Below are 22,404 nucleotides of genomic sequence, written 5' to 3'. Positions count from 1 at the left end.
GGATGAACTTGCACAAAGACAAGTTCAAAAGGGGTAAAACATGCTTATTTATGTGATTCCATTTATCTTACTATTGGTTGTTGCCATAGTCTTAAAAAAGCGTGAGGCGAGTAAAGAAGCAGAACCAAAAACTCAAAAAGCGGTTGCTGCAAAAGACAAAGCCAAAAAAACCAGTTCGTCTAAAAAATCCCCACAACAAACTCAAGTCGTTGAAGATGTTGTCGCTAAAAAAGCCACGACACCACTCGCCACAGATCTACGTAATAAAATTGAAGGTCAAATTCGCGACCGCAATTTCTTCTCAGCTGAAGCGCAAATCAACCAAGCCCTAAATAAAGACAATTCACAACACGAATTATATTTACTGCTGCTCGATATTCACTTGCTCCAAAAAGACGAGTTTGCCATCAGCCAATTGCTGAATCATTTACGTTCTTTAGAACTGGATGATATTTTGGCGCAAGCAGAAGCCAAAAAATCGGATTACGACCAATTAAATCAAAACCCTAGCGACGACACACTTGAATCAAAATCAATAGGAGTTGTTCCATCACCCCCTAAGTCAATAGAAGCCATCAATACTGCTGACTTCGATGCCCTGATGTCATCAAATAATCCTGCTCCCACTCCTGTGCAGGCTTCTGTTGTTGAACCAGTTCAAGACCTTAAACCGCTTGATTTTGATACCTCAGCATTTACCACCACAACACCTGCTCAACCTGAACCGAGCATCGAAGTTCAAAGCTTAGAATTTGATATCTCTAGTTTAAATACACCAACAGCAGAACCAACCAAATCTGCTGAAGAACTTAAACCGCTCGATTTCGGTTCACTTTCTTTAGAAAGCACGCCTGCTCAACCAGCAGAAACTTCTGCAGCCGACATCCAACCTTTAGATTTTTCGTTCAATCTCGACACGGCGCCTACAACAACGCCAGGAGCAGAAATTTCGCTGCTTGCTGCGGATGAGCGTCCTGAATTTACATTTGATTTTTCAAGCGAATCCACGGCTGAAGCTGCAAAAGACATCCCTGCTTTTTCTTTCGATACGGTTAGTCCAAGTCAAGCGATAGTAGAAGAAACACCAGCAGTTGTTACGCCAAGCCTCAGTTTTAGTCTAGAGTCTACTGCACCTGCCAATACGGTGGATCAAAGCGATCCTCTGGTACAGTCTTTCCCTCAACTGAGCGAAGTCAACGAAATACACTTAAACCTTGAATTGGCTGAGCAATACATTCAACTTGGCGCTTTCGAAGCTGCACGTGAAATTTTGGTTGAACAAGAACCAAATTACTCTACGGAACAACGTCAGCAAGTAGAACAGTTACTGAGTCGCATAGCATCCTAAGCCATTTCGTTTTAAACTAAAGCAGTCATCACCGACTGCTTTTTTTATAATGAAAAAAATTGCGCTTATCTATATGGGTGGAACCTTTGGCTGTATTGGCGAACCCTTACAACCAATGCCTGCCGAAGACTTTATTCCCAAGCTCACACATGTCTTGCCGATTCATCTCGACATTGAATGTTTTATTGCACCTGTCATTAAAGACAGTAGCGCCTGCACGGCTGAAGACTGGTTATTGCTAATTCAGCAGATTCAACAATTGCAACTGCAACAATTCCAGCATTTTGTCGTGATTCATGGCACAGATACCTTAAGCTATGCCAGTGCTGTCGCGGCACACTTTATTGCAAACTCCGCACGTGTGGTTTTCACAGGTAGCCAATATCCATTACTTAATGTACAAGGTACAGATACGCGTGAATTTAGCGATGCGATTAGTAATTTGAATTTTGCCTTAGATGCGGTGATGAAACATCCTGTCGGAGTGTATCTAGCTTTTCATCAACAGGTATTGCATGCGCAAACCGCGTTAAAACGACATACCACAGAACTGGATGCTTTTACAGGCGTCATGGCTGAACAGCCGATTCCACATAGCTTAAAAACACACATAGTACAAACAGGTGATGTAGAACAATCCCACCAGTTCAATTGCCTCAATCTGATGATGCAACCTGTTGCCTTAGCTCAACAATTGCAGAATTTGAAAAACCTGCTTACAGCCCCACCACATTTCCTCATTTTGCAAGGTTTTGGAACGGGTAATTTAGCTGTGAATGCCGAGTTGATAGCACTTTTCGATGAATTTTACGCACAAGGCTGTGTTGCTATCTTAAGCACCCAAGTCCCTTTCGGCCGTACTGATCAGCGCTATGCAGTTGCCGCGTGGACAACTCAGGCCAAAATAATTGTCAGTGATTGCCTCGGGCATGCAGATCTGTATGCCAAAGCCCTTAAAATGTATTTACAATACCCCAGCGCTGAAGCACGCTTCAGCCATTGGCATGATTTGGGTTAATTTGAGGTACATATGCAACGTTTTGCGATCGGCATTGAGTTTTGTGGAACACACTATCGTGGTTGGCAAACCCAGCAAACAGGTGTGATCAGCGTACAAGAGACGATTGAAAAAGTACTCTCTAAAATTGCCAATGAACCGATTAGCTTACATGGTGCAGGTCGTACCGATGCGGGCGTCCATGCCACCAATATGGTGGCGCATTTTGATAGCTCAGCACTTCGTTCAGAGCGCGGTTGGTTGATGGGCAGCAACAGCCAACTGCCCAAAGATATCTCGATCCAGTGGATCAAAGCGATGGGGCAAGACTTTCATGCACGCTTCAAAGCGCAGGCACGTCGTTATCGCTATGTGGTCTATAACCGCCCGCAACGCCCTGCTCTTATGTATAAACAAGTCACACATGCCTATTATGCATTAGATGTAGCGAAGATGATGCAAGCTGCTCAAAAGTTCGAAGGCACGCATAATTTTGAAAGCTTCCGTGCAGCCGCATGCCAATCCAATCAACCTGTGCGCCATGTCAGCCATTGTCGCTTAATTCAACATGGTCCATATTTGGTACTCGACATTCAGGCCGATGGTTTCTTGCACCACATGGTCCGCAATATCATGGGCTGCTTACTTGAAATTGGTCAAGGTCTGTATGAAGTCGAGCATATTGAGGCTATTTTCGCAGCAGAAGACCGCAAAGCCGCAGGCATTACAGCCCCTCCTGATGGGCTGTATTTCATTCATGCCGACTATCCAGTACAGTTTGAGCTACCAAAGCAGCCGCTTGGGCCGCACTGGCTCAATATGCCTGAATAATTTATTTTTGAATCCTCCCCCTAGCCTGCTTTTTCAAAGAAGGCTAGGGGGGATTTCTTAACGCTGCTTACGCTTGCGATATTCCACTGGGGTTTCATTGGTCCAGCGTTTAAATGCACGATAGAAGGTACTTGGCTCAGAAAAGCCAGTCAAATAAACGATACGCTCTACACTTTCAGCCGTATTGGCCAAAAGTTTTTTCGCCAAACGGCAGCGATAATCAGACAAAATTTGCTGGAAGCTGGTATTCGCCTCACTAAGCTGTGTGCGTAAACGCCTTGGGGTAATACTGAGCTGAGAAGCCACTGTTTCAAGTGTGGTTTCGCCACTTTCTAGGGTTGAACCTATCGCGCGACGCACTTCCCCCACCAAATCATAGCGGGCTAATTCTTGAAGTTTTTCAATCGCTAACTGCTCATGCAGTTGCAATAATTCAGGTTCCGCCTGCCACAACGGATAAGCCAAAATACTTGGGTCAAAATATAAGCGGGTTTCTTTTTGCCCTAGACTAACAGGGCACTCATATACGCGAAAATACTCATCATCAAACGCGCCTTTACTGAAGTTAAAATCAATATAGATCGGTTCAAAGCGCCCTTCAGTAATAAATTTAAAGAACCGTAAAATACCGGACATCGCACATTCAGAAAAATGTCGATTGACCAAATTTTCAGCCCAAGGTTGTTCCCCATTGGTCAAATAACACCGGTCATCTTCAACCACCAACTTGGCATGAAAGGCATCACTGATCAAGCGCTGATAAGCCAAAGCACGCTTCAATCCCTCACCGAAGTTTTCGGATGAAATAAACAAATGCTCAATCACTTGGCCACGGTATAAAGGCAGATTTTCACCCAAATGTAGACCGATGTCTGGATCTCGGCTCACCTCTTCTGCCGCCACCCAAAAAGCGTATTGTGCGCTCAAAGGCGTACGCTCATTGGTTTCCATCTGATTTAATGCAACACCAGCCTTTGTTAAAATCTCTTCTGTTGGCAACCCTGAACGACGAATCGCTTGGTAGCCTAATCGCAATACAACCGATGCATCCGTTAGCTGACCCACGCTAGAACCTTCCTTGTATGTTCTTCATTTATACATAAAACATTAAAATTAGATTAACTGCGATTGACCGAACTGACAACAACTTATACAGTTTTTTTGTTGAAAATATTTATTCCGCTTGTTCGCTTATTTTACTGACAGATGATCAGGCAACCGCCCATTCCGCCTTGTTTTATGCAAAAAAATTGACTATAATTTGCGCCTTTCCAATTTATTCATTCAGGTAGGCTATGGCCAATAAAGAGGAACTCATCGAGTTCGAAGGCGTTGTCACCGAGACGCTTCCTAATACTATGTTTCGTGTACGTTTAGAAAACGGTCATGAAGTGATTGCTCACATCTCTGGTAAAATGCGTAAACACTATATTCGTATTTTGACTGGCGACAGTGTTAAAGTAGAAATGACACCTTATGATTTGTCTAAGGGTCGTATCACTTATCGTGCGCGCTAAGTTTTAGCGAAGCGAAAAAGCCACTTTTTAAGTGGCTTTTTTAATGTCTGCGCTCAGACTAAACGTTATACATCGACTATATTTAAACCAACAATCAAACTATAATTAAATGCAATAACAACCTAATACGCCAAAACAATAATGAAAATGACTACAATGAAGCGAGCTATTTTACTGTTCCCAATACTCTGTGTTGCTTGTGCCACAACAAGCCAAACGCAGCTCAACCAAACCTTACAACACTACATCGGACAATCGTCAGATCAAGTTCAAAATCAACTCAACCTCAATAGCATGGGCTATAAAGTACTCGGTGCTCCTGTACATACCCCCGAGAAACTAACCTACACCCTGCTACGCAATATGCCTATTCCGATGGGCACTCCCAATCTTGGGGCCAGTGTCAGTATGGGTGCGCCCATTCCAACACCTTCCAGCGGTAGCCTGAATATTGAAATGAAATGCAACATTGAGTTCAGACTGCATGATGATCTTGTGGAATCTATTCACTACATCGGCAAAGCATGTTAACAGCTATGTTATGTTGAACCATCTATATACCGTTTATCTCAAATTACTCGAAGCATACTCAAACGAACGTTCAGATATACAATACTAAAAGGGTCTTTCTCTGCTTAGGGGATGATCATGAAGCCCTTTATTGTCAGTTTCTTTAGTTCCATCTGCTTTCTACTGCTTCAAGCTTGTGGCAGTTCTCCAACGCAACACCAGACCGTCGTTTCACCCGCTAAAATTGCGCTCCCTGACTATTTAGAACAATATATCGGTCAAGATGTATCGAGCATTCGGCGCGAACTCAACTTACGTCAACTCGGTTATGAAACCTTAGGTGCGCCGATTCAAACACCAAACCAACTGAGTTACACCATTGTCAGACGGATTCAAATTCCAACCCCTATGCCCACTATGCGTAGCGACAGCAGTGTCGGTGCGATTCCTATTCCCACACATACACCATTTTATGATGTTCAGTTAGAGTGCCAAGTCCACTTCTGGTTAAAAGATAATATTGCGCAATCAATTCAATATCGGGGTAAAGCTTGCAAAGATTATTAAATCTTGAGCATAAAAAAACGCAGCGGATGGCTGCGTTTTCAAATTATTTTTGGCTTAGTTCAGTGCAGCCACAACCGCCTGCCCCATTTCCGCAGTACCTACTTTGCTCATGCCTTCAGACATAATATCAGCGGTACGCAAGCCTTGATCTAGGACATTGCCTACTGCATCTTCAATCGCTTGAGCAGCAGCTTCTTCACGGAAGGTATAACGCAACATCATAGCCACTGAAAGAATAGTGGCTAATGGGTTGGCAATATTTTGTCCTGCGATATCAGGCGCCGAACCATGGCATGGCTCATACATCCCTTTCGCATTTTCATCTAAGGATGCTGATGGCAACATCCCAATTGAACCTGTCAACATCGCGGCTTCATCAGACAAGATGTCACCAAATAAGTTACCTGTCACAATCACGTCAAACTGTTTAGGCGCGCGCACCAATTGCATTGCAGCATTATCGACATACATATGCGATAAGTTAATGTTTGGATAGTCAGCTTCTTTCATCGCCGTTACGGTTTGCTTCCAAAGCTCCGTCACTTCAAGGACGTTGGCTTTATCAACAGAACAAACTTTACCACCACGTAAACTGGCCATTTCAAAAGCCACTTTCGCAATACGCTTAATTTCAGACTCAGCATAAACGTCGGTGTTAAAGCCTTGTTTTTCACCATTCTCAAGTTCACGAATACCACGTGGCTGACCGAAGTAAATCCCGCCTGTTAATTCACGAACGATGAGAATATCAAGACCCGCTACAATTTCAGGCTTTAAGCTTGATGCATCTGCCAATTGCGGATATAAAATAGCTGGACGTAAGTTCGCGAATAAGTTTAATTCACTACGAATTTTTAACAAACCACGCTCTGGACGAATCGAACGCTCAATGTTGTCCCACTTCGGACCACCCACCGCACCAAGTAAAATCGCGTCTGCATTTTTGGCTTGTACTGCGGTCACATCTGGATAAGGTGAACCGTGTGCATCAATGGCAGCCCCACCGAGTAGGCCCTGTTCCCACGTTAAACCTAAATTGAATTGATCATTGACTCGTGTAAGAACCTGTTCTGCGGCTTTTACAATTTCAGGACCAATGCCGTCACCAGCCAAAATCAAAATATGTTTAGACATGAAATATTCCACTGTTGGTGAGTTCTGACTCACACGATTAAAGTTTTTGTTCTACAAACTCGCCCAAGCCATTTAAGACATTGTAAGGTTTGCAAAAACGACGAATTGTTCTTTGGTTTTGCTTTAAATCGACACACAAAGGGTCAGGTGCAGACATATTCAACAAGCTTCCCTGATGTCGACTCCGTGCACGAAACATTCTAAAGGTGTAGCGTTCCGCAGGCTTAAAACGATGAATCACATGCAGCGTTTCAGCGCGATCGACCGAAACAGGATAGAAGCGAATCACCAGTTCATGTTGCCCCGCTGGCACTGACAGAAACAAGGCATTCGCTTCATTCAAATCATCTCGTTTTAACCGCACAACCTTCTCTCGAATAGCCTCACGGCTGACACGATGATTGTCCACATCCACAATTTGGATCTGATTCCATCGTTCAAATTCGCAGTTCACCGTACCAGTACAGTAAAGCTGCACATTATTTTTACTCGCTGGGGTATCCTGAATCCGCTTTATACTTGCCGTATTCATGCTTTGGCAGGCAGTTAATGTTCCCACCAACGCCAGTAGAGCGATACGACTGTAACTCGTCACCATTGTTCAAGCCCAACCTTTACCAGTAGCAAAACGTTTAAAATTCTTTTGCTCGATATTAACAAGAGATGGACTCAAGCACTAGATGCATCGAATTTTCAATTAAGCATGAATTTCAGCAAACACCCACGGACGTGATGCTTTGGTCTTTTCTTCATAGGCTTTGATGTCATCTGCAACCTGTAAAGTTAACCCAATATCATCCAAACCATTTAACAAACAGTGCTTACGAAATGGATCGACTTCAAATGTGAAGGCTTCACCCGATGGTGTACGCACTTCTTGCGCGTCCAAATCAATCGTCAGTTGGTAACCTTCTGTTGCTGCACATTCTTTGAAAAGTTGATCAACAATTTCTTCAGACAAAATCACAGGTAACATGCCATTTTTGAAACTATTATTAAAGAAAATGTCGGCATAGCTGGGTGCAATCACAGTACGGAAACCATATTCTTCCAATGCCCAAGGCGCATGTTCACGGCTTGAACCACAACCAAAGTTCGCACGAGAAATTAAGATGCTGGCTCCTTGGTAACGTGGCTGATTCAATGCAAAATCAGGGTTTTTAGGACGTTTAGAATTGTCTTGTCCTAAAAAACCTTCATCTAAATAACGCAACTCATCAAATAAGTTTTCACCAAAACCCGTGCGCTTAATGGATTTCAAAAACTGTTTTGGAATGATCAAGTCTGTATCGACATTGGCACGGTCTAAAGGTGCAACGATACCCTGTTCAACGGTATATTTTTTCATGTCTATGCTCCCAAGCCCGAATTAAAATGAACGCACATCGACAAAATGACCTGCAATCGCTGCTGCGGCTGCCATTGCTGGACTCACCAAATGCGTACGACCACCATTGCCCTGACGACCTTCGAAGTTACGGTTAGAGGTCGATGCACAGTGCTCACCGGGTTGTAATTTGTCTGCATTCATGGCTAAACACATTGAACAACCTGGCTCACGCCATTCAAAACCTGCTTCAATCAAAACTTTGTCTAAGCCTTCAGCTTCGGCTTGCGCTTTGACTAAACCAGACCCTGGAACCACCATGGCTTGTTTAATGGTACTTGCCACTTTTTTGCCTTTGGCCACTTCAGCCGCGGCACGAATATCTTCAATGCGAGAGTTGGTACATGAACCAATAAAGACACGGTCTAACTGAATATCTGCCAACGCCTGACCTGCGGTTAAACCCATGTAGTTATAAGCACGCGTCCAATCATTGCGTTGCACTTCATCTTTGGCTTGTTCTAAAGTTGGTACAGCTTGAGTCACTGGAATCACCATTTCAGGCGATGTACCCCAAGACACTTGTGGCTCAATCTCTTCACCTTGCAATACAACTACTGTGTCAAAATGCGCATCTGCATCCGAATGTAAGGTATTCCAATATGCAACAGCAGCATCCCACTGTGCGCCCTGTGGTGCATATGGACGGTCTTTGACATAGGCAATGGTTTTGTCATCGACAGCGACCATACCCACACGTGCGCCGCCTTCAATCGCCATATTACACACCGTCATACGACCTTCGATCGACATATCACGGAACACTTGACCACCAAATTCGATGGCATGACCTGTACCACCCGCAGTACCAATTTTACCGATGATGGCTAAAACCACATCTTTCGGTGTTACGCCCTGACCCAATTGACCATCAACACGTACCAACATGTTTTTCATCTTCTTTTGAACCAAGCATTGGGTTGCCAATACATGCTCCACTTCAGATGTCCCAATCCCGTGCGCCAAACAGCCAAATGCACCATGTGTTGCCGTATGAGAGTCTCCACACACTACCGTCATACCCGGTAAAGTCAAACCTTGCTCAGGCCCGACCACGTGTGCAATCCCTTGACGGACATCATTAATGTCAAACTGCACCACATTAAAGGTTTTACAGTTGTCGTCTAAGGTCTGAACTTGGATACGTGAAGTATCATCTTCAATACCTGCGATTCCTTCTGAACGCTCTTTGCTCGATGTTGGAACGTTATGATCAGGGGTTGCCACATTCGCACTTAAACGCCATGGTTTACGACCCGCAAGTTGTAAACCTTCAAAGGCTTGCGGAGAAGTCACTTCATGTAATAAATGACGGTCGATATAGAGTAAAGCCGAGCCATCGTCGCGTTGTTTTACTAAGTGGTCATCCCACAATTTGTCATACAATGTTTTTGCTTGTTGGTTTTCGCCTGCCATGTCGATTGACTCCACTGGACTGGGTAATTCTTTCATTAAAATCGATTATAACGACGATTTCACATAAATCTAATTTATCATTTTTATTAATTTAAAAACTTTTTGGAATTATTTTAAATTCATACCTCTTTGTTTCAATCCCTTTGATTGCAAGCCCTCACTGCTGGTTTTAATTCAAGCCCTATACGCCTATTTATCAACCTGTTGTAGACCTCACAGTATATGTCCCAGCTCAGCCATGCAAGGTTTATCCCCTCTAGACCGATGCTTTTGAAGTCCCCCTTCGTTGATGTGAATAGAAAGACAGCGACCTATGCATAGACTAAAGAGTGAAATCTACAGAAGCTTGTTTTCTCAAGTCAAACATCCCAAACAATCTACTCCGTCTCCTTGCATTCAAAAGCCCAATCACGAGCAATTAAAATTTCATTTTGACTTTATTAATGATAATAATTACTATTTACAAATGAAAAGCATTATTGAGAGGGTATTTATCATGGCGAACATTCAGAAATTTGTAGCGAACAATCAGCGCATATTCAAAAAAACCCTAAGCTATTACATCATGCACATTACCGTGGCCATGATTGTGGCTTACTTTGTCACAGGTAACTTATGGATGGCGGTCACCCTCAGCTTATTAGAACCAACCGTTCAAGCCTTCGCATTCTTTTTCCATGAACGTATTTGGGAGAAAAAGAACCGTACCACCGAAGAAAATATTCCCGCTTAAGCCTTTATATCAAGCGCCCTCTCAACTCTCCAAAAGATCACATCAAGTGATCTTTTTTTATTTTAGTCCAGATCCAATAAGCTCCCGTTCATTTTAAAGATCGCAATTCATATAAAATTATTTTATAATTTAATTATACTTTCATAACTAGATTATCCTTATGAATCTTGCAGCCTTCGAAGCTTTTGTAAAAGTCATGGAAACCGGCTCTATTTCTTTAGCCGCAGATCAACTCTTCATTACGCAACCTGCTGTAACCAAACGTATTCATAGTTTAGAAGAATATTTTGGTGTGAAACTGTTTGAGTCTGCTGGTCGTGGTGTACAAGCCACACATGCCGCACATTCACTGCTGCCTAAAGTTAAAAACTGGCTCAATGAACTGGGTGACATTCATCACACCTTGAGTCATGAACAAGGCATGGTCCAAGGCAAACTCAAAATTGGCACCAGTCACCATATTGGTTTACATCACTTGCCGAGCCATTTGCGTAGCTATGTGCAAAGCTTTCCAAATGTCACCTTAGATGTGCACTTTGTCGACTCCGAGCAAGCGCATGAAAAAGTACTGGCTGGCGACTTAGAATTGGCTTTTTTAACGCTTCCACCCAAACTCGATGAACGTTTGCAGTACATCACCATTTGGGAAGATCCTTTAGTTTTTGTAGCAGCACCGTTTCATCCGTTGGCACAAATGCAAAACTTACAACTCGAAGACCTGATTCAGTACCCAAGTTTATTGCCTGCATCACAAACCTATACCAGCCAAATCACACTAGCAGAGTTTGAAAAACAAGGGCTGAAACCTAAAATCACCATGAGCAATAATCCACTCGAGTCGATTCGTATGTTGGCCTCGATTGGACTGGGTTGGTCAGTACTTCCAAAAACGATGATTAACCAAGACCTACAGCAGTTGAATGTGAAGTTCGAAATGAACCGTCAACTCGGTATGGTTTGGCATCCGGGCAGAACCCAATCTCGTGCGGTGCAAGAACTGATTGCAATGATGAACTAAGCTTTACAGGCATAAAAAACCATCCACAAGGATGGTTTTTTATTTTGCGCGAGCGAATTAAGAAGCACTTATAGCCAATGCAACCAGCCCAAGCCAAATCACCAGCAAGATCGAACCTGCTACGATATTTGTACCCCCACGATTTTCTAATTCCGTATTGACGTTGCTATTTCCAAATTGGCGAACTTTGGCAATCTGCTGATCGACATGATGCTTGTACAAGGTATTCCCAAACATTCCAAATGCTACGGCCAAGCCAATATTTGCACCAGAACTTTCAATCCCCAAAAATATTTCAACCATCCCTATCGCCACAATCAAACCAATGGCCATAAAGCCATAACGGTACATTTTTCGATAAAACAACCAGACCAAGCCTAAGAAAAAGGCGGCAATATTAAAGCCTGCATATTGTTTCTTTGGCGTGATTTTTTCAAATTGAGCTTGATAGTAAGACGCATATTTCGCACCGACAAACAGGGCACGATCTTGTTCTAATTGATTAACTGAAGGGACGTGTTCTAAAGACGTAGAGTCAGGAAAAGCTGGATGATCGAAAGACATAAATTTCTACTTTTATCTTATTTTTATAAACAGAGGCAAAGCTTCGACGCTCAGCCTCTTTGAGTTCTACTTATTTTTGGATCAGTGAATCTTCATGCAGGGATTCATTCAGCTGATCTACAATAATGGCCCACTCACCGTCCGATTTAATTTTTTCTGCCAAAAACTGACGTTGTGCTTCAGTCCAATACTCTGCGTCAACAATCGTGGTTTGTGCGTTGAGCTGATGCGTTACAATAAACAACGCGATGGCCTCTTCACTCGCATCTAAACCGAGTTGCTCAAACAGGTGGGTCATTCTTGGTCGTACACTCATATTTTTCTCCACGCTTATGTTCTAATTTTTCATAGTCAAAATAGTTTTAGCTAAGGTTCAACATAGCATATTTGGTTAATTTTCCAAGATCAACCCACTTATTAGCCCTACTATTTTATCTCTTTCAAATAAAAAAGACTGCCCGAAAGCAGCCTTTTTAAACAACGAAAGACAGATACTTAAATCGACCAGTCTTGAATTTCCCATGCCTGCTCTTTAGCCAATGCTTCTAGGCGGTCATCTGGATTGACGGCAATGGCATGGTCGGCATATTCAAGTAAAAAGCGATCATTGATGGAATCCGAATAAGCCCAAGACTCGCTAACATCACGCCCTGCAAGCCATTGATCTAAACGCGTCAATTTGCCTTTTTGGTAGCACGGCGTGTTGATCACTTTGCCCGTGTATTTACCCTCAACCACTTCGGCATTGGTCGCAATAATTTCACTAATCCCAAACTCACGGAAAATCGGTGCGGTAATAAAATCAGAGGTTGCGGTAATGCCAACCAAAGCATGTCCAGCATCGCGGTGTTTTTCAATGGCTGTAAAACCTTCAGGACGCATTTGCGGGCGAATCACTTTGTGCATGAACAGTTCATGCAGTTCAGTGAGGTAGGCATTGTCATGTTGAGTCAAAAATTCAAACACAAATTCATTATAGGCAATCGGGTCGAGCTGCCCTGCTTTGTAGTCTTCATAAAATTTATCGTTCATGGCGCGATGGCGAACTGGGTCGACCAAGCCCTCATTCACCAAAAACTCTCCCCAAGAATGATCTGAATCGGTGTTTAACAAGGTGTGATCGAGATCAAATAGCGCCAATTTCATGAAAATACTCGTAAAAACTGAAATTTAAGAAAAAATTTGTAAATCTATCTCCGCTAGTCGATAGAAATTCGTTAAGATCATAGCAATTTTAACATTTTTAAACTTTGCTTTTTTCGAGTTGGATACAGAAATAAAAATCCCCGATCGCAAAGTCATAAATTACACAATATTTAGGTAGCCAAATGATCGATTCGGAAGGTTTCCGACCCAATGTCGGGATCATTTTGGCAAACGAGTTTGGACAAGTTTTATGGGCAAAACGCATTGGACACAATGCTTGGCAATTTCCACAAGGAGGTATCCAATATGGAGAAACCCCTGAACAGGCACTTTATCGTGAGCTGAGAGAAGAAGTTGGCTTACTGCCCGAACACGTCCAAATTGTAGCGCAAACTAAAGGTTGGCTGCGTTATCGTTTGCCGCACCGATACATTCGTACAGATTCCGATCCCGTATGTATTGGACAAAAACAAAAGTGGTTTTTACTCAAACTCACTGCTCCCGCTCAGAACATTCGTTTGAATTTGTCTGATCCGCCTGAGTTTGACCAATGGCAGTGGGTCAGTTATTGGTACCCGCTGGGGCAAGTTGTAAATTTTAAACGCGATGTATACCGCAAAGCGATGGTGGAGCTGTGCAATCAGCTCCCTCAAAAAAAGCCTTAAAAAATCTAGACGTCCTACAGATTTTTTAAGGATCTCTTGTTATAAATAAGTTGGACGCACATTATTTTTGGAGTAGACGCGATGTCGAATATGCAACTGGATACCCTTCGACGCATTGTACAAGAAATCAATGCGTCCACCAGTTTGCATGAATCACTCGACATTATGGTCAACCATGTGGCAGAAGCCATGCATGTTGACGTTTGCTCCATCTATTTACTCGACGAACGCAATCAACGTTATTTGTTGATGGCATCGAAAGGTTTAAACCCCGATTCGGTCGGCCATGTTTCACTGCATACCAGTGAAGGCTTGGTCGGTCTGGTGGGACAACGTGAAGAAATCGTCAACCTAGACAATGCACCGAAACATGAACGTTTTATGTACTTACCTGAAACAGGTGAGGAAATTTATAACTCGTTCCTCGGTGTACCGGTCATGTACCGCCGTAAAGTGATGGGCGTGCTCGTGGTGCAAAACAAAGAGTCGCAAGACTTTAGTGAAGCCGCAGAATCCTTCCTCGTCACGCTCTGTGCTCAGCTTTCAGGGGTTATTGCGCATGCGCATGCGGTGGGCAATATCGATGTTTTTCGTAAACCGAGTAATTTACCTGCCTACAAAACTTTCCAAGGGGTACCGGGTTCTGGCGGGATCGCCTTAGGTCGTGCTGTCATTCTCTATCCCCCTGCGGATTTGGCGGCTGTCCCTGACCGTGAAGCCGATGACATCAGTGAAGAATTAGAACTGCTGGATCGTGCCCTCACCTCAGTGCGTGATGAAATCAAATCGCTTGATGACAAAATGCAAGATGCCCTCATGGCGGAGGAGCGCGCCTTGTTTAGCGTGTTCTTACGCATGTTGGATGAAAATGCACTACCCGCGGAAATTAAAGAACAAATTCGTGATGGTAACTGGGCACAAGGTGCGGTGCGTATCGTCATCGATAATCACATCGATCTGTTTGAACAGATGGAAGATGACTATCTCCGTGAACGTGCCGCGGACTTAAAAGATCTCGGGCGACGGATTTTGGCCTATTTGCAAGAGGCCGACTCCAGCCACCGTGAACTTACCGATGAAAGTATCCTGATTGGTGAGGAAATCTCAACCGCAGCCTTGGTTGAACTGCCAGTCGATAAAATTGCAGCCATCGTAACCACCGAAGGCGCCATGAACTCGCATATGGTGATTGTGGCTCGCGCACTCGGTATTCCAACCGTGGTCGGCGTGACTGAACTGCCAATTAATACCCTTGATGATGTGGAAATGATCGTCGATGCTCACCAAGGGCGTGTGTTTATTAATCCGCCTCGTCGTTTACGTAGTCGCTATAAAGAAATTCAAAAAGAAGAAGAACAAATAGCCAAAGATTTAAAACAGTATGAAACCAAAGATGCCATCACCCCTGATGGTGTCGCAGTCAAACTGTTCGTCAATACTGGCTTGATGATTGATGTAGTCCGTGGTGTACAACGCGGTGCCAAAGGCGTTGGTCTATATCGCTCTGAAATTCCGTTCATGCTGCGTGATCGCTTCCCAGGTGAAGAAGAACAGCGTGCGATTTATCGTCAACAGTTGAGCCACTTTGCCAACAAACCTGTGGTGATGCGTACCCTCGATATCGGTGCCGATAAAGACTTGCCTTATTTTTCAATTGAGGAAGAAAACTCCGCACTGGGCTGGCGCGGCATTCGCTTTACGCTCGACCATCCTGAAATTTTTTCTTCACAAATTCGTGCCATGCTCAAAGCCAGTATTGGTCTCAACAACCTACACATTCTACTGCCGATGGTGACCAGTGTCAGCGAAGTAGAAGAAGCGTTGTATTTACTGGAGCGTGACTGGGTCGCGGTACAAGAAGAAGAACAGGTCAAAATCACCAAACCCAAAATCGGGATCATGGTCGAAGTACCAAGTGTCTTATTGCAGATTGAAGAATTTGCCGAGTTGGTTGACTTTTTCTCGGTGGGTTCAAACGACCTAACGCAATATTTACTGGCCGTTGACCGTAATAATCCACGTGTTGCCAATGTCTATTCACATTTCCACCCTGCGGTTTTACGTGCGCTCACCCGCTTAGTTAAAGAGTGTCATAAGTACAACAAACCGGTCAGTATTTGTGGGGAAATGGCGGGCGATCCTTTGTCTGCGATCTTACTGATGGCGATGGGCTTCAATACCCTATCAATGAGCTCAAGTAACATTCTGCGTGTACGCAAAGCCATTTGTCATGTCCCAATGCCAGATGCGGTCGAATTGTTAGAGCGTGCCTTGAAAATGAGTAATCCACTCATTGTGAAAAGTCAGATGGAATATTATTTTAAAACCCATGGTTTGGCCGATATGGTCAAATCCGCAACACGTATCGTGACGGCTTAAAGGTCTTTAAACCCAAAGAACGGACATTAAAAAAGGGAGATAATCATCTGAATATCTCCCTTTTTTGTGCTTGTCATAGCCTCGTTTTGCATTTTTCTTTCGGTCTACAAAGACTTGGCTTTGGTTAACTTCATGCATATGTTTAGCCACGAAGTTGTGAATCACAACTTTTGGCTCAGCTTTCTTCTTTGCCATTTTTTTCACCTTGTTGATGTGATCATCTCACTGATGATGCGCTAGAAATTTTACGCCTTTTTGAACGTATTACAAGCGATTTTGGCTGAACCTATATCACCAACTCATCCGCTATTTTCCAATTCAATTACAGGTTATGGCAATGCTTTATTTTGCACTGCCTTTGATCCATATACTTAAAATGTCGCTTAGCCATAAAGCTGCTCTAACAATAAAATCATCGCAATCAACATCATCAATGCCCCTGACACTCGACTGACCACCCTAGCAGCCTGTGGGCGTGTGCCCAAAACTTTTTGCGCACTAAATCCAACCAAAAAATAAACAGCCGCACAACTCATGAGGTGAATCCCCGCCAATAAAACAATTTGTGACGTGGGTGACCAAGCCGCTCGCGGGTCGATAAACGGCGGCAATAAAGCTAAAAATAGCAGCAGAACTTTCGGGTTTAAACCACTTAAATAAACGCCTCGAATGTACCATGACTTTGAAGATGCAATGGCAACCTGATCGCTGCTAATACTCGCAGGACGCATCGACAGGCTCAGCCCCATCCACAGCAAATAAACAGCCCCAGCACCCGTGAGCACTTGAAGCAATATCGGCTGACTGGTCACCAATGTGCCCACACCCGCTGCAACAATCAGTGCCGCCATCAAATGCCCTGTTAATAAACCGGTTACTGCCGGCAAGACTCTTTTGCCCTGTATTCCGGACGAAATGGCATAGGCCCAATCTATACCTGGGGTCATCACAAACAGGATCGAAACACCCCAAAATGCAATTAAAATATTCGGTGACATCCCTTTCCTCTCTTATCTATCATCATTTTGAGGTTTAACCCAATCAAAACATGATCTGTATCAAATAATTTTGAAAGGATATCCTTTAGGCTCTAAAATGTGCTTTTAAATATTTGTGCAATAACGCCTAAAAAGAGGAGCTTCTTCCACATGGATAAAATTGATAAGAAGATTCTTGCTGAACTACAAGCCGATGGTCGTTTATCTGTTACGGAGTTGGCGCATAAGGTAGGGCTTAGCCTCTCTCCCTGTCACCGTAGAGTCAAAGCCTTAGAAGATGCAGGTATTATCAAAGGCTATCGCGCACAGTTAGATATTTCCCAACTCGGCTTGAATTTCTCCACCATTGTTTTTGTGACACTCAAAAATGGCGATAAAGATTCGGTGCAGAGTCTTGAAGAAGCGATTCTTAAGGTTCCTCAAATTGTGAAAGCGCAGCGGCTTTTTGGTGACCCCGACTACTTGCTGCATGTCGTGACCTATGACTTGGAAAGTTATCAAAAACTCTATGATGAGCACTTGTCAGCACTCCCAAATGTGCAACGTCTCATCTCCACCATGGTGATGAAAAATATTATTTCTAATCGTAGTGTTTTGTTCTAAAAGAACATGTTCTAAGGTCAGCTAAACATCTGTAATTGATCTGTCTTTTTATGGATAATTTCGCGATTTCAAGAAAATCTGTCCTGCTCGGTGCTAAAAAGTCCTTGTTAATGAATGATGTTCAACAAAATCGAGAAGCCTCGCTTCAATAAAAAGAAAGTGGCTAGAACATATTTTAAATTGAAGCGTGAATCATATTATTTCTCACCATTTTTTTGTTTGCTTCCCTTGATAAAAGCGCTAGATTAAATCTTAATCACAGACAAAATAAGAGCATCGCCATGCCACTCGGAAAAGACAAAGATGCAACCATTGTGGTCAAAGATACGCCAGACCAAGAAAAGTATGAGTTTCTAAAAGAAAAAATTCGTTATAAGCAGGCCTTGCGCGAAAACTCCAAAAAAATTGACCACCAAAAAGTCCGATTAAACATCCAAGCGGATGCACTGCCAAGCAAAACCTTTTTTATTATGAATGCCTTGGCTGCCGTTATTGCAGGCTATGGACTGCTGTCCAACTCTGCTGCGGTGGTGATTGGCGCGATGTTGGTTGCCATGATGCTGGGGCCAATTTCAGGTATTGCCTTGGCTTTAATTGATAACCGATGGCTGCTGTTTAAAACCGCGTTGTCGACCTTGTTACTTGGCGTTGCAATGATTTATAGCATTGGGATCATTTTAGGGCTGGTGAACTATGACCTACCTATGACCAATGAAATTTTATCGCGCACGCAGCCAACCATTTTGGATTTGATGATTGCTTTAGCAGGAGGTGCCGCAGGTGCTTTTGCCTCAGTATCCCCTCGCCTATCTGTGGCCGTAGTGGGCGTCGCCGTTGCGACAGCCTTAGTTCCACCCTTGGTGGCCAGCGGGATTTTATTTGCACATATGGAATGGAAAAACTCAGCCAATGCATTTTTACTGGCGGTGACCAACATCTTCGCCATTCAGATTAGCTCATCTTTAGTCCTTTGGATTGCAGGCTTTAGACGGGGTTCCACCGAAGAAGTGCAGAGTAATGTCAAAGAATTTCTCAAACGTAATGCTGTTAGCCTAATGTTCTTGGCACTTTTAGGGATTTATCTCTCACTCAACTTTTATGCGCTGCTCAATACACGGCTGTACGAAAGCAGTACCGAGGCGACCATTAGCACAGAACTCAACCACGCCAATAATATTATTGATACCATCCAATACGATAAAAAAGAGGGTTTCACTTTAGTCCGTGTCTCTATCCGTGGAGATATTCCGCCTAGCCCAGCGCAAATTGCCGCACTCAATCAAAAGCTATTGCCAGACTTGAACGATAACCCAAGCATTGTTCAAGTCCGCTTTATTCCGATTGATATTATTCAGGCTGAAGACAGCCCCAACGTCAAACTCGAACAAGATGAAGCGCAAAAGCTTTCCGTACAATAAAGAGCTTTAAGCTGCAAATGCTCTATGCAGCAGTCGTTCTACGTCGGGTTGTTTCATCTCAAGCATCCCGACAACACGACCATGAAATGGACTATAACGGCTTTGAATAAAGCCATCAGCCACATAGTTTGGTGCATGCCGTTTTAGCAGGACTGCTTGTGCCAAAATCACCAAACGGCTGACCAAACTGCGCCCCATAAATTGTAGTTCATCAGATTTCTGCTGGAACAACTGAAATAGATTTTGCAGCTCTTGTTTCAACTGTTCATCTTGCATAGCCGTGGTGGCCAAATCTTGAAACAGAATTTCAATCGACTCTACATCACGGCTGATAGCACGCAGCACATCCAAACACATGACATTGCCTGAGCCTTCCCAAATGGTATTGACTGGGGCTTCTTTAAAAATACGTGCCATGATGCCGTTGTCGACATAGCCATTACCACCAAAGATTTCCATCATTTCCCCTGTCAGCTCAACTGCACGTTTACATATCCAGAACTTCGACGCTGGGGTCATAATACGTTTCCATGCTACGGACAGCGCATCATCCGTTTCATAGCAGTGTGCCAAATGAAAACTGAGTTGCATCGCCGCTTCTGTTTCTAAGGCTAAATCTGCCAATACGGCGCGCATCAGCGGTTGTTCAGCCAAATGCTTACCAAAGGCTTTGCGCTGACGGGTATAGGCAAGGCATTGCACCAAGGCTTGTCTAAGCATGGCAGTACTGCCCACCGAACGGGTCAAACGGGTATAGTTCGCCATTTCAATGATGGTGGGAATACCGCGTCCAGCTTCCCCAATCATGATGCCCCACGCCTCTTTAAATTCGACTTCCGAGCTGGAGTTACTACGATTGCCCACTTTGTCTTTCAACCGCTGGATATGGATCGGGTTCTTGGTGCCATTCTCCAACCAACGTGGTACAAAGAAACAGGCCAGACCATCCTGTTCCGTCTTCGCCACCACCAAATGCGCATCACACATCGGTGCAGAAAAAAACCATTTATGCCCTGTGAGTAAATAGGCTTGACCGCGCCCTGACTCTGCGACTGGCACAGCAATGGTTTCATTGGCACGCACATCCGAACCACCTTGCTTTTCGGTCATGCCCATGCCTAGCCAAATCGATTTTTTCTGGCTAATCGGTACATCACGTTCATCGTATTCTGTCGAAAGTAACTTATCGCCGATTTTAGCCCACAGTTCAGGTTCGCGTTGAATCAGTGGAATACTGCCTAAGGTCATCGAATTTGGGCACAAATTCCCACACTCCACCTGCCCTGCCAAATAAAAACGCGCTGCCCATTCGACCCATTTTGAGGGTGAATTGGGCTGATTAAACGGATGTGCGTGGGTATCGAACTGACGATTTAATCCCATCCATTTATGCCATGCGGGATGAAACTCGATAGAGTCTTTACGGCGTCCACGGGCATCAAAGGCATGTAATATGGGCGTATGCCTATTGGCGAGCTCGGCATAATCATAATATTCCGCTGAACCAACGGCTTTTCCCATCTCTGTGAGTCTTGCCTGATCCTGACTGCCATAACGAGTGAGAATTTCTTGTAAAACGGTATCGGTTTCAAACAGGTTATAATTTTCCAGTTCATCGAACTGATTACTGATTTGATGGGTCATCCATGCGGTATTCATGTCACTTTGCTCTTGTTATGCTGTACTTTTCATTTCAGTATAGAGAAAAATTGAGTCTGCCATGTTCAGCTTTGTGCTATGAAGAATCCTGAGATCCAAGTCCGCCGTAGGCCACGCCAATCCAGAGCTAAACTCACCCAAGAGGCTTTGCAAGAAAGTTTTGTTCGGCTTTTGCATGAGCGCCATGCGCACGAAATTACCATTCGGGAAATTACCGATGTGGCGGGAGTCGGTTTAGGTACCTTTTATGAGTACTTTTCAAAGAAGGAAGATTTGGTTGCATTGACCATTCATCAGCATGTGAAAACTAATGCGGAGCAGCTAAAAAGTTATGCACAAAGCCTGATGGAGTTATCCACAAAATTAACTTTTGAGTGCTATTTACAGCAGATTATTCACTTTCAGCTTGAGCAGATTCAGGCCCGACAGTTTCTTTGGGCGCAGACTTTTTTGCTGGAACGACAGGTTTCAAACATTGAAAGTTATCGCAAGAGTTATGAAATGATGGTGCAAATGTGGCACAGCATTTTAGAGCCATTTATACAAGATGAAGAACAGCTCAAGCAGATGGCTTTAAATATGCAACGAGTGTGTTATGGCATTGTGTCGCAGACCTTGTTGGTCGAGCCTGAGTTTGAGGAGTGGAAGGAACTTGAAAAGGATATTGTTCAAAGTTTAGGAAAACTTAAGTTTGAATAAAAATAGGCGTTCTATTCATTTTCGCGCTTACATTTAAGTTTTAAATAATTGATATATATAATAATATTAAAATTAGGATCGTGTAAGCCCTATAATCTAAAATGGAATCAATATTTCAGGGTATTCCTTGGAATTTTGTATCGTTTAATTCTTATGGTTTAATAACAATATCGTTAAAAAATTATAAAAAATAAATGAAAGCATTAATCACAGTAGGTTGTAAAACAGATCATGGTGGAATCATTGTTTTAGGTGACTCATCTTTTTTAGTCGAAGGTAAGGCAGTACATCTTGATGGTATGACTCATTTTTGCCCTAAATGTAAGGTTCAATCACGTGCAATAGCTTCTAATCAAGGTTTTATGGTCGTGGGTGGAAAAAGCATTGTTGCTGTTGGTGATACCTCTAGTTGTGGATCAAAATATTTAAAAATTTCTGATTTAGCTGTGATGAGTAGTGGGGCTAGTAGTCCAAAAATTGTATCTAATAATACTAATAGTTTTGTAGCTGAACCTAATTTTAAATACGGACAAAAATTTGTACTACAGGATGAGTTAACAGGAGAACCTTTAGCTAATGTATGTTATGAAATATACATGAATGGTGAAACTTTCCACGGTAAAAACGGATAAAGAAGGGTTTACTCATTTTATTACTAGTGAAACAGAAGAAGAACTAGAAATAAGAATAATTTTAGAGGATCATGAACATGGCGAATAGAGTAACAGGCAGAGGAAATCCTAAAAATACTGTTTTAAAGAGTATAACTTCTAAATTACAAAGGCTTTGTTGCATAAATATGTAAGCATTTGATT

Annotated in this window: 24 protein-coding genes and 1 pseudogene; 14 read left to right on the top strand and 11 right to left on the bottom strand. The window is 43.2% G+C overall.

Annotated features, from left to right (window positions below):
* Positions 1-40: 40 nt before the first annotated feature.
* From MF4640_RS10645 to truA, 3 genes are read left to right on the top strand one after another with little or no spacing between them, the layout of a single operon-like run.
* Complete coding sequence (locus MF4640_RS10645) at positions 41-1,348, top strand: hypothetical protein (RefSeq protein WP_078389551.1); 1,308 nt, start codon at positions 41-43, stop codon at positions 1,346-1,348.
* 49 nt (positions 1,349-1,397) lie between these two features.
* Positions 1,398-2,366 (top strand): asparaginase, encoded by a 969-nt coding sequence (locus tag MF4640_RS10640; protein WP_078389550.1) that lies wholly within the window; start codon positions 1,398-1,400, stop codon positions 2,364-2,366.
* Between the two features lie 12 nt (positions 2,367-2,378).
* A complete protein-coding gene (gene truA / locus MF4640_RS10635) occupies positions 2,379-3,176 on the top strand; it encodes a tRNA pseudouridine(38-40) synthase TruA (protein ID WP_078389549.1) in 798 nt (265 codons plus the stop codon).
* Positions 3,177-3,233: 57 nt separating this feature from the next.
* On the opposite strand, the gene MF4640_RS10630 is transcribed toward truA, so the two are convergent.
* Positions 3,234-4,241 (bottom strand): AraC family transcriptional regulator, encoded by a 1,008-nt coding sequence (locus tag MF4640_RS10630; protein ID WP_004692528.1) that lies wholly within the window; start codon positions 4,239-4,241, stop codon positions 3,234-3,236.
* A 230-nt stretch (positions 4,242-4,471) separates the two neighbouring features.
* On the opposite strand from MF4640_RS10630, the gene infA reads away from it, so the two are divergent.
* The 3 genes from infA (at position 4,472) to MF4640_RS10615 (ending at position 5,770) form a co-directional block, all read left to right on the top strand.
* Positions 4,472-4,693 (top strand): translation initiation factor IF-1, encoded by a 222-nt coding sequence (gene infA, locus MF4640_RS10625; RefSeq protein WP_004692529.1) that lies wholly within the window; start codon positions 4,472-4,474, stop codon positions 4,691-4,693.
* 156 nt (positions 4,694-4,849) lie between these two features.
* Positions 4,850-5,224 carry a hypothetical protein gene (locus tag MF4640_RS10620; protein ID WP_227518646.1) on the top strand — a complete coding sequence of 125 codons (375 nt, stop codon included), beginning with the start codon at positions 4,850-4,852 and terminating at the stop codon, positions 5,222-5,224.
* Positions 5,225-5,341: 117 nt separating this feature from the next.
* Complete coding sequence (locus tag MF4640_RS10615) at positions 5,342-5,770, top strand: hypothetical protein (RefSeq protein WP_078389547.1); 429 nt, start codon at positions 5,342-5,344, stop codon at positions 5,768-5,770.
* 54 nt (positions 5,771-5,824) lie between these two features.
* On the opposite strand, the gene leuB is transcribed toward MF4640_RS10615, so the two are convergent.
* From leuB to leuC, 4 genes are all read right to left on the bottom strand, one after another.
* Positions 5,825-6,904 (bottom strand): 3-isopropylmalate dehydrogenase, encoded by a 1,080-nt coding sequence (leuB, locus tag MF4640_RS10610; RefSeq protein ID WP_004692535.1) that lies wholly within the window; start codon positions 6,902-6,904, stop codon positions 5,825-5,827.
* 37 nt (positions 6,905-6,941) lie between these two features.
* Positions 6,942-7,502, bottom strand: a complete 561-nt coding sequence (locus tag MF4640_RS10605) for a hypothetical protein (RefSeq protein WP_078389546.1) — start codon at positions 7,500-7,502, stop codon at positions 6,942-6,944.
* A 99-nt stretch (positions 7,503-7,601) separates the two neighbouring features.
* Complete coding sequence (leuD, locus tag MF4640_RS10600; protein ID WP_004692538.1) at positions 7,602-8,252, bottom strand: 3-isopropylmalate dehydratase small subunit; 651 nt, start codon at positions 8,250-8,252, stop codon at positions 7,602-7,604.
* A 21-nt stretch (positions 8,253-8,273) separates the two neighbouring features.
* Positions 8,274-9,707, bottom strand: a complete 1,434-nt coding sequence (leuC, locus tag MF4640_RS10595; protein WP_039890271.1) for a 3-isopropylmalate dehydratase large subunit — start codon at positions 9,705-9,707, stop codon at positions 8,274-8,276.
* A 496-nt stretch (positions 9,708-10,203) separates the two neighbouring features.
* On the opposite strand from leuC, the gene MF4640_RS10590 reads away from it, so the two are divergent.
* Both MF4640_RS10590 and MF4640_RS10585 read left to right on the top strand, forming a co-directional pair.
* Positions 10,204-10,440 (top strand): DUF2061 domain-containing protein, encoded by a 237-nt coding sequence (locus MF4640_RS10590; RefSeq protein ID WP_004692541.1) that lies wholly within the window; start codon positions 10,204-10,206, stop codon positions 10,438-10,440.
* Positions 10,441-10,600: 160 nt separating this feature from the next.
* On the top strand, positions 10,601-11,458 hold the full coding sequence (locus MF4640_RS10585) for a LysR family transcriptional regulator (protein ID WP_010325840.1): 858 nt from the start codon (positions 10,601-10,603) through the stop codon (positions 11,456-11,458).
* Between the two features lie 57 nt (positions 11,459-11,515).
* Here the strand turns inward: MF4640_RS10585 and MF4640_RS10580 are convergent, their stop codons facing one another.
* The 3 genes from MF4640_RS10580 to MF4640_RS10570 form a co-directional block, all read right to left on the bottom strand.
* Positions 11,516-12,022, bottom strand: a complete 507-nt coding sequence (locus MF4640_RS10580; RefSeq protein WP_078389545.1) for a DUF2628 domain-containing protein — start codon at positions 12,020-12,022, stop codon at positions 11,516-11,518.
* Positions 12,023-12,092: 70 nt separating this feature from the next.
* Complete coding sequence (locus tag MF4640_RS10575; RefSeq protein ID WP_004978928.1) at positions 12,093-12,338, bottom strand: DUF2789 family protein; 246 nt, start codon at positions 12,336-12,338, stop codon at positions 12,093-12,095.
* 179 nt (positions 12,339-12,517) lie between these two features.
* Complete coding sequence (locus MF4640_RS10570; RefSeq protein WP_058868868.1) at positions 12,518-13,168, bottom strand: HAD family hydrolase; 651 nt, start codon at positions 13,166-13,168, stop codon at positions 12,518-12,520.
* A 182-nt stretch (positions 13,169-13,350) separates the two neighbouring features.
* On the opposite strand from MF4640_RS10570, the gene MF4640_RS10565 reads away from it, so the two are divergent.
* Both MF4640_RS10565 and ptsP read left to right on the top strand, forming a co-directional pair.
* Complete coding sequence (locus tag MF4640_RS10565; RefSeq protein ID WP_004692547.1) at positions 13,351-13,833, top strand: RNA pyrophosphohydrolase; 483 nt, start codon at positions 13,351-13,353, stop codon at positions 13,831-13,833.
* Positions 13,834-13,914: 81 nt separating this feature from the next.
* Positions 13,915-16,212: a phosphoenolpyruvate--protein phosphotransferase gene (ptsP, locus tag MF4640_RS10560; protein ID WP_078389544.1), complete on the top strand. Its 2,298-nt coding sequence runs from the start codon at positions 13,915-13,917 to the stop codon at positions 16,210-16,212.
* Positions 16,213-16,218: 6 nt separating this feature from the next.
* On the opposite strand, the gene MF4640_RS10555 is transcribed toward ptsP, so the two are convergent.
* Positions 16,219-16,407 carry a hypothetical protein gene (locus MF4640_RS10555; RefSeq protein ID WP_004978921.1) on the bottom strand — a complete coding sequence of 63 codons (189 nt, stop codon included), beginning with the start codon at positions 16,405-16,407 and terminating at the stop codon, positions 16,219-16,221.
* 188 nt (positions 16,408-16,595) lie between these two features.
* On the bottom strand, positions 16,596-17,210 hold the full coding sequence (locus MF4640_RS10550) for a LysE family translocator (protein WP_078389543.1): 615 nt from the start codon (positions 17,208-17,210) through the stop codon (positions 16,596-16,598).
* 150 nt (positions 17,211-17,360) lie between these two features.
* On the opposite strand from MF4640_RS10550, the gene MF4640_RS10545 reads away from it, so the two are divergent.
* Both MF4640_RS10545 and MF4640_RS10540 read left to right on the top strand, forming a co-directional pair.
* Positions 17,361-17,813, top strand: a complete 453-nt coding sequence (locus tag MF4640_RS10545) for an Lrp/AsnC family transcriptional regulator (RefSeq protein WP_010325833.1) — start codon at positions 17,361-17,363, stop codon at positions 17,811-17,813.
* Positions 17,814-18,094: 281 nt separating this feature from the next.
* Positions 18,095-19,231: a DUF389 domain-containing protein gene (locus MF4640_RS10540; RefSeq protein ID WP_078389542.1), complete on the top strand. Its 1,137-nt coding sequence runs from the start codon at positions 18,095-18,097 to the stop codon at positions 19,229-19,231.
* A gap of 6 nt (positions 19,232-19,237) precedes the next feature.
* Here MF4640_RS10540 and MF4640_RS10535 read toward each other — a convergent pair whose 3' ends face one another.
* On the bottom strand, positions 19,238-20,890 hold the full coding sequence (locus MF4640_RS10535) for an acyl-CoA dehydrogenase family protein (RefSeq protein WP_078389541.1): 1,653 nt from the start codon (positions 20,888-20,890) through the stop codon (positions 19,238-19,240).
* Positions 20,891-20,968: 78 nt separating this feature from the next.
* On the opposite strand from MF4640_RS10535, the gene MF4640_RS10530 reads away from it, so the two are divergent.
* Together MF4640_RS10530 and MF4640_RS10525 are read left to right on the top strand one after the other, a co-directional pair.
* Positions 20,969-21,589: a TetR/AcrR family transcriptional regulator gene (locus MF4640_RS10530; protein ID WP_078389540.1), complete on the top strand. Its 621-nt coding sequence runs from the start codon at positions 20,969-20,971 to the stop codon at positions 21,587-21,589.
* 194 nt (positions 21,590-21,783) lie between these two features.
* A pseudogene (locus MF4640_RS10525) lies at positions 21,784-22,309 on the top strand (PAAR domain-containing protein).
* Positions 22,310-22,404 lie beyond the last annotated feature (95 nt).

Origin of the sequence: Acinetobacter sp. MF4640, assembly GCF_002018895.1 — a bacterium.
Classification (GTDB): domain Bacteria; phylum Pseudomonadota; class Gammaproteobacteria; order Pseudomonadales; family Moraxellaceae; genus Acinetobacter; species Acinetobacter johnsonii.
Note: the sequence above shows the minus strand (reverse complement) of the source record. Positions and strands in the feature narration are given on the sequence as shown.